At 63.3% G+C, this 11,552-nt stretch carries 11 protein-coding genes and 1 pseudogene; 5 read left to right on the top strand and 7 right to left on the bottom strand.

Annotated elements, in window-relative coordinates:
• The 3 genes and pseudogenes from APH30_RS12235 to coaBC all read right to left on the bottom strand — a co-directional run.
• Nucleotides 1–1,022: pseudogene (locus tag APH30_RS12235) on the bottom strand (phosphomannomutase/phosphoglucomutase); the annotation flags it as partial.
• A gap of 138 nt (nt 1,023–1,160) precedes the next feature.
• Nucleotides 1,161–1,616 carry a dUTP diphosphatase gene (dut, locus tag APH30_RS12230; protein WP_029885729.1) on the bottom strand — a complete coding sequence of 152 codons (456 nt, stop codon included), beginning with the start codon at nt 1,614–1,616 and terminating at the stop codon, nt 1,161–1,163.
• A 5-nt stretch (nt 1,617–1,621) separates the two neighbouring features.
• Complete coding sequence (gene coaBC / locus APH30_RS12225; RefSeq protein WP_009681996.1) at nt 1,622–2,833, bottom strand: bifunctional phosphopantothenoylcysteine decarboxylase/phosphopantothenate--cysteine ligase CoaBC; 1,212 nt, start codon at nt 2,831–2,833, stop codon at nt 1,622–1,624.
• Between the two features lie 129 nt (nt 2,834–2,962).
• On the opposite strand from coaBC, the gene radC reads away from it, so the two are divergent.
• Complete coding sequence (gene radC, locus APH30_RS12220) at nt 2,963–3,643, top strand: DNA repair protein RadC (RefSeq protein WP_029885730.1); 681 nt, start codon at nt 2,963–2,965, stop codon at nt 3,641–3,643.
• Between the two features lie 121 nt (nt 3,644–3,764).
• On the opposite strand, the gene APH30_RS12215 is transcribed toward radC, so the two are convergent.
• Nucleotides 3,765–5,369: an ABC transporter substrate-binding protein gene (locus APH30_RS12215; protein WP_054912681.1), complete on the bottom strand. Its 1,605-nt coding sequence runs from the start codon at nt 5,367–5,369 to the stop codon at nt 3,765–3,767.
• Between the two features lie 361 nt (nt 5,370–5,730).
• On the opposite strand from APH30_RS12215, the gene rpmB reads away from it, so the two are divergent.
• Together rpmB and rpmG are read left to right on the top strand one after the other, a co-directional pair.
• Nucleotides 5,731–5,967: a 50S ribosomal protein L28 gene (gene rpmB / locus APH30_RS12210; protein WP_003253504.1), complete on the top strand. Its 237-nt coding sequence runs from the start codon at nt 5,731–5,733 to the stop codon at nt 5,965–5,967.
• 11 nt (nt 5,968–5,978) lie between these two features.
• Complete coding sequence (gene rpmG / locus APH30_RS12205) at nt 5,979–6,134, top strand: 50S ribosomal protein L33 (protein WP_003253507.1); 156 nt, start codon at nt 5,979–5,981, stop codon at nt 6,132–6,134.
• A 66-nt stretch (nt 6,135–6,200) separates the two neighbouring features.
• Here rpmG and APH30_RS12200 read toward each other — a convergent pair whose 3' ends face one another.
• Together APH30_RS12200 and APH30_RS12195 are read right to left on the bottom strand one after the other, a co-directional pair.
• Nucleotides 6,201–6,404 (bottom strand): hypothetical protein, encoded by a 204-nt coding sequence (locus tag APH30_RS12200; RefSeq protein ID WP_009682915.1) that lies wholly within the window; start codon nt 6,402–6,404, stop codon nt 6,201–6,203.
• A gap of 82 nt (nt 6,405–6,486) precedes the next feature.
• Entirely contained in the window at nt 6,487–6,846 is a 360-nt protein-coding gene (locus APH30_RS12195; RefSeq protein WP_009682916.1) for a cupin domain-containing protein, read from the bottom strand.
• Nucleotides 6,847–7,042: 196 nt separating this feature from the next.
• Here APH30_RS12195 and APH30_RS12190 point away from each other — a divergent pair, with 196 nt between their 5' ends.
• Together APH30_RS12190 and APH30_RS12185 are read left to right on the top strand one after the other, a co-directional pair.
• Entirely contained in the window at nt 7,043–8,536 is a 1,494-nt protein-coding gene (locus APH30_RS12190; protein ID WP_054881325.1) for an aldehyde dehydrogenase, read from the top strand.
• Nucleotides 8,537–8,680: 144 nt separating this feature from the next.
• Nucleotides 8,681–9,820, top strand: coding sequence for an MFS transporter (locus APH30_RS12185; RefSeq protein ID WP_009682919.1), 1,140 nt, complete (start codon nt 8,681–8,683; stop codon nt 9,818–9,820).
• A gap of 118 nt (nt 9,821–9,938) precedes the next feature.
• On the opposite strand, the gene APH30_RS12180 is transcribed toward APH30_RS12185, so the two are convergent.
• Complete coding sequence (locus APH30_RS12180; protein WP_054912680.1) at nt 9,939–11,492, bottom strand: phospholipase D family protein; 1,554 nt, start codon at nt 11,490–11,492, stop codon at nt 9,939–9,941.
• Nucleotides 11,493–11,552 lie beyond the last annotated feature (60 nt).

Raw genomic sequence — 11,552 nt, 5'->3', positions numbered from 1 at the left:
GCGGCACTGTAGATACCGTCGTCGAAACCGTACCAGCGTTCCTTGATGAAGATGTGACCACTCATCTCGCCCGCCAGCAGCGAGCCGGTCTGTTTCATCTTCTTCTTGATCAACGAATGGCCGGTTTTCCACATCAGCGCCCGGCCACCGTGTTGTTCGATCAGCGGGGTCAGGCGCCGGGTGCACTTGACGTCGAAGATGATCTCGGCGCCCGGGTTGCGTGCCAGTACGTCCTGGGCGAACAGCATCAGCAGGCGGTCGGGGTAGACGATGCTGCCGGTGTTGGTCACGACGCCGACGCGGTCGCCGTCACCATCGAAGGCCAGGCCGATGTCGGCGCCGGTCTGCTTGACCTTGGCGATCAGGTCTTCGAGGTTTTCCGGCTTGCCTGGGTCCGGGTGGTGGTTGGGGAAGTTGCCGTCCACCTCGCAGAACAGCGGGATCACCTCACAGCCCAGGGCTTCGATCAACTGGGGGGCAATCACACCGGCGGCGCCATTGCCGCAGTCCACCACGACCTTGAGCTTCCTGGCCAGCTTCACGTCGCCGACGATCTGCTGGAAGTAGCGGTCGAGGATCTCGACTTTTTCAACACGCCCTGCAGCCAGGGTAAGGTCGTTGGTTTTCAGGCGGGTCAGCAAGGCCTGGATCTGTTCATTGGCCAGGGTGTCGCCGGCGATGACGATCTTGAAGCCGTTGTAGTCGGACGGGTTGTGGCTACCGGTCAGCATCACGCCCGACTTGCCGGCCAATACGTTGGCCGCGTAGTACAGGGCCGGGGTCGGCACCAGGCCGACGTCGCTGACCTGGCAACCGGCATCGACCAGGCCCTTGATCAGTTGCTCCACCAGCATTGGCCCAGACAGGCGGCCATCGCGGCCTACCGAGACTTGCGGTTCGCCCTGGGCCAGGCTTTGCGCACCGATGGCGCGGCCAATCCAGTAGGCGGTTTCGGCGTGCAAGGTCTTGCCGACCACGCCGCGAATGTCATACGCGCGGAAAATGCTGTCTGGCAATGTGGCAGGGACCAGGTGGGCCATGTCGTTCATCTCTGGAAGCTCCATTAGTCAAAGGCTTTCTGGGCAGGCGCAAATTGAACGCTTGGACGGTGGTTTCACCAGAGAGTTCGCCATCCTTGGCCTGAACGGTCGTGTTTCGGCTCAGTGGCTGCCGGAGTGACCGAAGCCGCCAGCGCCGCGCTGGCTTTCATCGAAGGCCTCGACGATATCGAAATGCGCCTGCACGACCGGCACCAGCACCAGCTGGGCGATACGCTCGCCCACGGCGATGGTGAAAGGGGTGGTGCCGCGGTTCCAGCACGACACCATCAGCTCGCCCTGGTAGTCCGAATCGATCAGCCCGACCAGGTTGCCCAGCACGATGCCGTGCTTATGGCCCAGGCCCGAGCGCGGCAGGATGACGGCGGCCAGGCCCGGGTCGCCGATGTAGATCGACAAGCCGGTAGGAATCAGCAGGGTCTGGCCTGGTTCGAGGACGGTGTCTTGCTGGAGCAGGGCGCGCAGGTCGAGGCCAGCGGAGCCGGGGGTGGCGTAGGTTGGCAGCGGAAATTCGCTGCCCAGGCGTGGGTCGAGGATCTTGGCTTGAAGAGCGTGCATGTAACTTATTGAACCTGGTTGAGCCGTTCGGCGATGAAGGCGACCAGTTGCCGGGCGATCTTGCCCTTGCTGGTCTGCGCGAAGAGGGTTTGGTGCTGTTGGCGGTCGATCACGGTCAAGGCATTTTCTTCGCTGTTGAAGCCAATGCTGGGGTTGGCCACATCGTTGGCGACGATCAGGTCGAGGTTCTTGTCCTTGAGCTTGCGCGTGGCGTAATCGAGCAGGTGTTCGGTCTCGGCGGCAAAGCCGACGCTGAACGGGCGGTCGGCGCGGCCGGCGATGGTGGCAAGGATATCGGGATTGCGCACCATCTGCAGCAGCATGCCGTCGCCGGTCGTAGGATCTTTCTTCAGTTTTTGTGTGGCAACGACTTCCGGGCGGTAGTCCGCAACGGCTGCCGAGGCAATGAACAGGTCGCACGGCATGGCCGCCTCGCAGGCCGCGAGCATGTCCCGCGCGCTGACCACGTCGATACGGCTGACCCGGTCCGGGGTTGGCAGGTGCACCGGGCCGGTCACGAGGGTCACCCGAGCCCCTGCTTCAGCTGCCGCCTCGGCGAGGGCGAAACCCATCTTGCCGGAGCTATGATTGGTGATGTAGCGCACCGGGTCGATGTTTTCCTGGGTCGGCCCGGCGGTGATCAGCACATGCTTGCCGGTCAGGGCCTGGCGCTTGAAGCTTTCTGCCGCGCACCAGGCCAGCTCGGTGGCCTCGAGCATGCGCCCCAGGCCCACGTCACCACAGGCCTGGCTGCCGGAGGCCGGGCCGAATACCTGGATGCCACGGCTTTTGAGCAGGTCGAGGTTGGCCTGGGTCGCCGGGTCGCGCCACATGGCCTGGTTCATCGCCGGGGCCACCGCCACGGTGGCGTCGGTGGCCAGTACCAGGGTGGTCAGCAGGTCATCGGCCATGCCCTGGGCCATGCGCGCCATCAGGTCGGCGGTGGCCGGGGCGATCAAGACCAGGTCGGCCCACTTGGCCAGTTCGATGTGGCCCATGGCCGCTTCGGCAGCCGGGTCCAGCAGGTCCATGTGCACCGGGTGGCCCGACAGCGCCTGCAGGGTCAGCGGGGTGATGAATTCGGCACCCCCACGGGTCATGACGACGCGCACCTGCGCGCCGTGCTCCAGGAGACGGCGAATCAGCTCGGCGCTTTTGTAGGCGGCAATGCCGCCCCCCACGCCGAGAACGATGCGCTTGCGATACAGCCGCTGCATAGGCTTGCCTTTTTCCAGAGAGAGCGGGCGGCGACGTTTGCAAATGCCTGCGGCAGAACGTCGCATGTACGAGGCGAAATAGATTAACACAGGGCCGAAATGGGCCGCAGCAAGGGCAGAGGGGCAGGGATGAATATCAGAGAGTGGCCGGCTGAAGATCGGCCAAGGGAGAAGCTGTTGCAACGGGGTGCGGCGGTGCTGTCGGACGCCGAGTTGCTGGCCGTGTTGCTCGGTTCGGGCGTGGCCGGGCGCAATGTACTGGACCTTGCACGCGGGCTGCTGGTGCGTTTTGGTGGGCTGCGGCAGTTTCTTGAGGCCGAGCGCGCGGCGGTGCTGCGCGAGCCGGGCATAGGCGCTGTGAAATACGCACAGTTGCAAGCGCTGCTGGAAATCGGCCGGCGTTACCTGGATGAGCACATCGCGCGCGCAGCGGTGCTGGAAGGGCCCGAGGCGGTGCGGCGTTACCTGAAGGCCATGCTGCGCCATGAGCCCAGCGAGGTGTTCGGTTGCCTGTTTCTGGACACCAAGCACAGGCCGCTGGCGTTCGAGATTCTGTTCAGGGGCACCATCGACCGGGCCAGCGTCTACCCGCGGGAGGTGGTGCGGCGGGCATTGCTGCACAACGCGGCCGCGTTGATCCTGTGCCATAACCACCCTTCAGGCAACAGTGAGCCTAGCCAGGACGATGTGCACCTGACCTTGTCGCTCAAACGCGGGCTGGCATTGATCGACGTGCGGGTGCTGGATCACATCATCATTGGCGACGGGGAGCCGTTGTCGATGGTTGAGCAGGGGTGGATCGTGGCTTAGGCCGTTTAGTTGTGTGCTGGCCTCTTCGCGGGCAAGCCCGCTCCCACAGGATATTCGCCGGCCTTGAAGGCGGTGATGTCCCTGTGGGAGCGGGCGTGCCCGCGAAGAGCCCGGTGCAGGTCTACCTGGCCACCGACACCTTGCTGAAATCCAGCCGCCCGAACGGGCTGACCTGGTACCCCTCGACTTCCCGGCGCAGCAAGGTTGCCGCCGTCGGGTGCGCCAACGGCACCCACAGTGCCTGCTGCTGAATCAGGGTTTGCGCCTGCTGGTACAGCCGGCTGCGCACGCTCTGGTCGTTGGTGGTGCGCCCGGCACTGATCAGCTGGTCCAGGCGGCTGTCGCAGAACCGTGCGAAGTTGGTACCCGACTCCACTGCCGCACAGGAGAACTGCGGGGTGAGGAAGTTATCCGGGTCGCCGTTGTCACCGGCCCAACCCATGAACAGCAGGTCATGCTCGCCGGCCTTGGCGCGGCGGATCAGCTCACCCCATTCGATCACACGGATCTCGGCCTTGATGCCGACCTTGGCCAGGTCGGCCTGCAGCATTTGCGCGCCAAGGCTTGGGTTGGGGTTGAGCAGGCTGCCCGATGGCCGCGTCCAGATAGTGGTGCTGAAGCCCTCCGCCAGGCCGGCCTTGGCCAGCAGGGCCTTGGCCTTTTTCACGTCCAGAGGGTAGCCGGGCAGGTCTTTGGCGTAGCTCCAGGTATTGGGCGGGTAGGGGCCGTTGGCCGCCACCGCAGAGTCTTCGAACACCGCCTTGAGGTAAGCCTGCTTGTCGAAGGCCAGGTTGATCGCCTGGCGGACTTCCGGCTTGTCCAGTGGCGGGTGCTGGCTGTTGATGGCGACAAAGGCGGTCATGAACGCGGGCGTACTGGCCACCTTGAGCTTGTCGTCCTTGGCCGCTTCGGCAATATCCAGCGGTTTGGGCGACAAGGCGACCTGGCACTCGCCGCGCTTGAGCTTCTGCAGGCGCACGTTGGCATCGGTGGTGATGGCGAAGATCAGCGGGTCGACTGCCGGCTTGCCGCCGAAGTAGTCCGGGTTGGCGCGGTAGCGCACCACAGCGTCCTTCTGGAAGCGCTGGAAGGTGAACGGCCCGGTGCCGATCGGCTGGCTGTTGAGCTTCTCTGGCGTGCCGGCCTTGAGCAGCTTGTCGGCATATTCGGCAGAGTAGATGGACGCGAAGCCCATGCTCAGGGTGGCCAGGAACGTGGCGTCTGGGTGGCTGAGGGTGAAGCGCACGGTGTTCGGGGCCGGGGCGTCGATCGCCTTGATCAGGCTACCCAGTTGCAGCGACTGGGCGTGGGGGTAGCCGCCGGGTGCAGTCTTGTGCCAGGCATGGGCCGGGTAGAGCATGCGCTGGAAGCTGAACAGCACGTCATCGGCATTCAATTCGCGGGTGGGCTTGAAGTACGGGGTGGTATGGAACTTCACACCGTCGCGCAGGGTGAAGTCGTACACCAGCCCGTCGGCCGAGACCGTCCAGCTGGCCGCCAGGCTCGGCACCACTTTGCCCTGTGCTGCATCGAACTCCACCAGGCGGTTCATCAGCACGTCGGCGGTGGCATTGGTGGTGGTCAGCGAGTTGTACTGCACCACGTCGAAGCCTTCGGGGCTGGCCTCGCTGCAAACGCTCAGGGGCGCGGCCTGGGCGATGCCACCCGCGAACAGGGTGGCGGTGAACAGGGAGTTGAACAATAAGGAAAGGGCGGCGGCACGCATGGTGGCTCCTTGGCTGTCAGTGGCCCATCTGCCAGTGCAGTCTGGAAAAAGCCTACCCTAGTGTGCCTGTCGGGAAATGACCACATCCTTTTTTACAAATGTGGCGACGAGCGGTCGACGGCTGGCGGGGCCTGAAGGTATGCTGCCCCGGCTGAATCGGGCTTGCGCCAATGTGCATCAACTATTGTTGCAGCCAGGTCTTTCTGGTATAAAGCAGCGCTCTTTTCTAGGGGCTCGGCCTGTCGCATAAGCGGATCCGGTCGATAAGGCCTCCAGAATCACGGCGCCCAGGCGCCAAAGACTGAGAGATTAAGCGGCCAACCCATGCCGGGTTGGGCATGTGGTTTTAGAGGGCTGAGTCATGTCGAGAGTCTGTCAAGTTACTGGTAAGGGTCCAGTAACCGGGAACAACATTTCCCACGCAAACAACAAAACCCGTCGTCGTTTCCTGCCGAACCTGCAGCACCACCGTTTCTGGGTTGAATCCGAGAAGCGCTTCGTGCGTCTGCGCGTTTCCGCCAAAGGCATGCGTATCATCGACAAGCGCGGCATCGACGCCGTTCTGGTTGACATCCGTAAAGCTGGCGCCAAGGTTTAAGGGAGAGCATCATGCGTGAATTGATCCGTCTGGTTTCGAGTGCCGGTACCGGCCACTTCTACACCACCGACAAGAACAAGCGCACCACCCCGGACAAAATCGAGATCAAGAAATATGATCCGGTTGTTCGCAAGCACGTGGTGTACAAGGAAGCTAAGATCAAGTAATTGATCGGCGACCTGAAAAAAACCCGCATCCGTAAGGACGCGGGTTTTTTTATGCCTGCTGCAAGGTCAGTTGAATTCGAAGCCCTGAATCACCTGGTTGGCGTCGGTCCTGATCTGGATGCGGGTAGGGTCGAACTCGCGGGTGCACATGTCGGTGGGGCCGACCACGCGGGAGCGACCGGTAATGGCGCAGATGGTGTCTTTGAGCTCTGGCACGTAAGGGGCGCCGACCAGGTGGGCGAGGGCTTGTTTGACGTCATCGTTGGTCATGGTGATCTTCCTGTTGAGGTGAATGGCCCGTTGTGGGCAGGGCCATCCTCACGCATGCCGCCTGGCCAGCTGCGCTACATAATTACTTCTGCTCGAACATGACGTAGATCTTGCGGCACGGCTCAAGCACTTCCCAGGTGCCTGTGAACCCGGCCGGGATTACGAACCGGTCGCCGGCGCGCAGGGTCTTGGCACCGCCGTTGTCGTCGCGCAGTACCGAAACGCCCTGAACGATCTCGCAGTATTCATGCTCGGTGTAGTTCACTTTCCACTGGCCGACCTCACCCTCCCAAACGCCTGCGGCAAACTGCCCGCATGGGCTGGAGTAATGGTTGTAGACCGCCTGGTCTGGCTCACCCTTGAGGATTTTTTCAGCCGCAGGGCGGTACCGTTCGGCTTCAGTGAGCACTTGGGCGAAGTCGATGATGCTGGCGATGTTCATGGTGCGGCTCCGGTTCTTGTTAAATAAAATTAACATCAGTAGGCTTTTGGGCCTTCCGTGTCAAATATATTGATAGTTTACAGTGGCTGGTTTAGGGTATCGCTTGCCAGTGTGCGCTCGTCGCCCGGCCAGAATTCTGACAACGCCTGTGAGTCCTCAGTGCGGCGTTGCACCTAAACAAGAGGAGGAGTTTCGTATGACCACCCTGACCCGTGCGGACTGGGAACAACGCGCCCAGCAACTGAAGATCGAAGGCCGTGCCTTCATCAACGGCGAATACACCGATGCCGTATCCGGTGAAACCTTCGAGTGCCTGAGCCCGGTCGACGGACGCTTCCTGGCCAAGGTTGCCAGCTGCGACCTGGCCGATGCCAACCGTGCCGTGGAAAACGCGCGTGCCACCTTCAACGCTGGCGTCTGGTCGCAGTTGGCCCCGGCCAAGCGCAAAGCCACGCTGATCCGTTTCGCCGACCTGCTGCGCAAGAACGTCGAAGAGCTGGCGCTGCTGGAAACCCTGGACATGGGCAAGCCGATCGGTGACTCCTCCAGCATCGACATCCCCGGTGCAGCCCAGGCCATTCACTGGACCGCCGAAGCCATCGACAAGGTTTACGACGAGGTCGCGCCCACCCCACACGACCAGCTTGGCCTGGTTACCCGTGAGCCAGTCGGCGTGGTCGGTGCCATCGTACCGTGGAACTTCCCGCTGCTGATGGCCTGCTGGAAACTCGGCCCGGCACTGGCCACCGGTAACTCGGTGGTGCTCAAGCCTTCGGAAAAATCGCCGCTGACCGCCATTCGCATCGCGCAACTGGCGATCGAGGCCGGCATCCCGGCGGGTGTACTGAACGTGCTGCCAGGCTACGGCCACACCGTGGGCAAGGCGTTGGCCCTGCACATGGATGTCGACACGCTGGTGTTCACCGGCTCGACCAAGATCGCCAAGCAACTGATGGTCTATGCGGGCGAATCGAACATGAAACGAATCTGGCTGGAGGCTGGCGGCAAAAGCCCGAACATCGTCTTCGCCGATGCACCGGACCTGCAAGCGGCCGCTGCGGCTGCCGCCAGTGCCATCGCCTTCAACCAGGGGGAAGTGTGCACCGCCGGTTCGCGCCTGCTGGTCGAGCGCTCGATCAAGGACAAGTTCCTGCCCATGGTGGTCGAGGCCCTGAAAGGCTGGAAGCCCGGTAACCCACTCGACCCAGAGACCACCGTGGGTGCGTTGGTCGATACCCAGCAAATGAATACCGTGCTGTCGTACATCGAGGCCGGCCACAAGGATGGCGCCAAGCTGCTGACCGGCGGCAAGCGCACCCTGGAGGAAACCGGTGGCACCTATGTGGAGCCGACCATCTTCGATGGCGTGACCAATGCCATGCGCATCGCCCAGGAAGAAATCTTCGGGCCGGTGCTGTCGGTGATTGCCTTCGACACCGCCGAAGAAGCCATCGCCATCGCCAACGACACCCCGTACGGCCTGGCGGCTGGTATCTGGACGGCGGACATTTCCAAGGCGCACAAGACTGCGCGGGCCGTGCGCGCCGGCAGCGTGTGGGTCAACCAGTACGACGGCGGCGACATGACCGCACCGTTCGGTGGCTTCAAGCAATCGGGCAACGGCCGTGACAAGTCGCTGCATGCGCTGGAGAAATACACCGAGCTGAAGGCGACCTGGATCAAGCTGTAATTCCAGGAGGGGCCGCTTTGCGGCCCATTCGCGGGTAAACCCGCTCCTACAGGTACTGCACCGCTTTCAAGGGTGGTGGTGTTCCTGTGGGGGCGGGTTTACCCGCGAATGGGCCATGGAAAATTCTTGGCCCGGGAGGCAGCAATGCGTTGGGGGACCTACTTCGCCGTACTGGCATCAGTGCTCAGTGTCGGCCTGGCGCTGGGCGTGAGCATGCCCCTGGTATCTCTGCGTCTGGAAGCCTGGGGCTATGGCAGTTTCGCCATCGGCGTGATGGCCGCGATGCCTGCGCTGGGGGTACTGGCGGGTGCCAGCCTGGCCAGCCGCCTGGCCGGCTGGGTCGGCTTACCTGCGGCCATGCGCATCTGCCTGTGGGGTGGTGCGTTGTCCATCGGCCTGGTCGCGCTATTGCCCAGCTACCCGCTGTGGTTGCTGTTGCGGCTGATGATCGGCATGTCCTTGACCGTGGTGTTCATCCTGGGTGAGAGCTGGATCAACCAGCTGGTGGTCGAGCAATGGCGCGGCCGCCTGGTGGCGCTGTACGGTAGCAGCTACGCCTTGAGCCAGCTGGCCGGGCCGCTGGTGCTGGGCGTACTCGGTTCGGCTGACGATTTTGGTTTCTGGGCCGCCACCGGCCTGCTGCTGCTCGCGCCGCTGGTGCTGTTGGGGCGCGGCGGTGCACCGAGCACCGAAGCCTGCAGTGTCGGCTTCGGCGACTTGTTCAGGTTCTGCCGTCGCTTGCCCGTGATTGCCTGGGCCATCGCCCTGTTTGCCTCGTTCGAGGCAATGATCCTGACGTTGCTGCCGGTGTACTGCCTGCAGCAAGGTTTCACCACTGAAATCGCCTTGTTCATGGTCAGTACCGTAGTGGTCGGCGATGCTGTGCTGCAGTTGCCCATCGGCGCGCTGGCCGATCATATGTCGCGCCGTGCGTTGTTCACCGGCTGTGCGGTAACGCTGCTGGTCTCCAGCCTGGCGATCCCGCTGTTGCTGCACACGCCGGTGATATGGCCGCTGTGGGTACTGTTCGGGGCCAGTGCCGGCGGCCTTTTCACCTTGTCGCTGGTGCTGATCGGTGAGCGCTACCGCGACGATGAACTGGTGCGGGCCAATGCTCACGTGGCGCAGTTGTGGGGCATTGGCTGCCTGCTGGGGCCATTGTTGGCCGGGGCAGGCAGCCAGTGGGTCAGCGGGCATGCGTTGCTGTTGCTGATGGCTGCAGGGGCTGCGGGGCTGGTGGTGTTGACCCAGAGGCGCGGGGCTTTTGAGGCTGTGTCTGCCTGAGCGTTTTCGGGGCCGCTTTGCGGCCCATCGCGACACAAGGCCTTACCTCAAGAACCGCGTACCCCTGTAGGAGCGGCCTTGCGTCGCGATGGGCTGCAAAGCAGCCCCAAAATCGCCGCTACAACATTTTCTCCAGGCCAACCGCCTTGCTGACCCAGGCATTGAACCTGCGCCACATCCCGCCCGGCTCGGAGGTCAGCACATGCTGCTGTCCATTGTCCTCGGTCGCCCACACCAGCTTGTCCCCCTGCAGTTTCACCTGATAGCTCAGCGCCGGCGCCATACCCTGCTGGCTCAGCTCGCGGGTGTATTCGGCCAGTTCCGGGCTGTCCACCAGCACCCCCACTTCGGTATTCCACAGGACCGAACGCGGGTCGAAGTTGAATGAACCGATGAAGGTCTTGCGCCGGTCGAACACGATCGCCTTGGTGTGCAGGCTGGAGTCCGAGCTTCCGCGGAAACTCAAGCGCCCTGCGCTGGGGTCGCCCGGCTGGCGGCGCAGCTCATAAAGCTGTACCCCATGTTCGAGCAAGGCTCGGCGATAGGGGGCGTAGCCACCGTGCACGGCCGGCACATCGGTGGCTTCCAATGAGTTGGTCAGCAGCTTTACCGAGACACCTGCGTCGGCGCGGCCGGTCAGGTACAGCAGCCCTGGCTCGCCCGGCACGAAATAAGCCGATGTCAGCATCAGTTCGCTGTGCACGTTGGCCAGGTCAGGCGCCAACTGGTGGCTCAGCAGCAACTGCGGGTCCGGCTCGTCATCGGCCAGTACCTTGCTTGGGGCATCCCACAGCGCCTGGGCATGGGCCCAGATCAGCTCGTTGCGCCACACATCCAGGCGCGGCTGCGACTGGTAGGCCATCAACCGATCGTACAAGGCCTTGCGCTGGGTCCTGGCTTCAGCCAGCGAGACTTCCAGGCGATGACGACTCGCACGCAGGTCGTCGGCATCCGGCGCATGCCACAGAAAATCGCTGATAGGTCGGCTGAGCGCGCTGTTCCAGTACTGGTCGAAACTGTGCCCCAGTTGCTCGGCGATAGGGCCGACGCTCAGCAGGTCGATGTCGGTGAAGTTGAGGTTGGGCTCGGCATCGAAATACTCGTCGCCGAGGTTACGGCCGCCGACGATAGCCATGCTGTTGTCCACCAGGAACAGCTTGTTGTGCATGCGGCGGTGCTGGCGCGACAGGTTGAACAGCCGGCCGAAGGCGCGCGTCACCCCGGTGCTGCGGCCCAGGTGCAGTGGGTTGAACACGCGGATCTGAATATTCGGGTGAGCAGCGAGGGTGCCCATGATGGTGTCCAGGCCGTCGCTGGTGGTGTCGTCGAGCAGAATGCGTACGCGCACGCCGCGGTCGGCGGCACGCAGCAGTTCGTGCACCAGGGCGCGGGTGCTGAGGCCGTCGTGCACGATGTAGTACTGCAGGTCGATACTGGCTTGGGCGTTGCGGATCAATTCGGCGCGGGCGCGAAATGCCTCGTTGCTGTTGGGCAGCAGGCGAAAGCCGGACTGCCCGCCATACGGTGCCGCCTGGCGCAGCACCGAGCGGCCGAACGCGGAGTCGTTGGCGGGCAGGGCCTGGCTGGTTTCGCGTGGGGTACTGACGCTGGCACAGCCGGCAAGGCCGAGCAACAGCATCAGCAACAAAGACAAGGCGCGCTGAGGTCTCAAGGGTGGATCGTCCTGTGCGGCAAGGGCTGTGGAGGTTGGACAGTGGCGGGCGGCGCAAAG

Origin of the sequence: Pseudomonas sp. NBRC 111127 (assembly GCF_001320345.1) — a bacterium.
Taxonomy (GTDB): domain Bacteria; phylum Pseudomonadota; class Gammaproteobacteria; order Pseudomonadales; family Pseudomonadaceae; genus Aquipseudomonas; species Aquipseudomonas juntendi.
The sequence above is the reverse complement of the archived record's forward strand: the minus strand, read 5'-3'. Positions and strand labels throughout refer to the sequence as shown.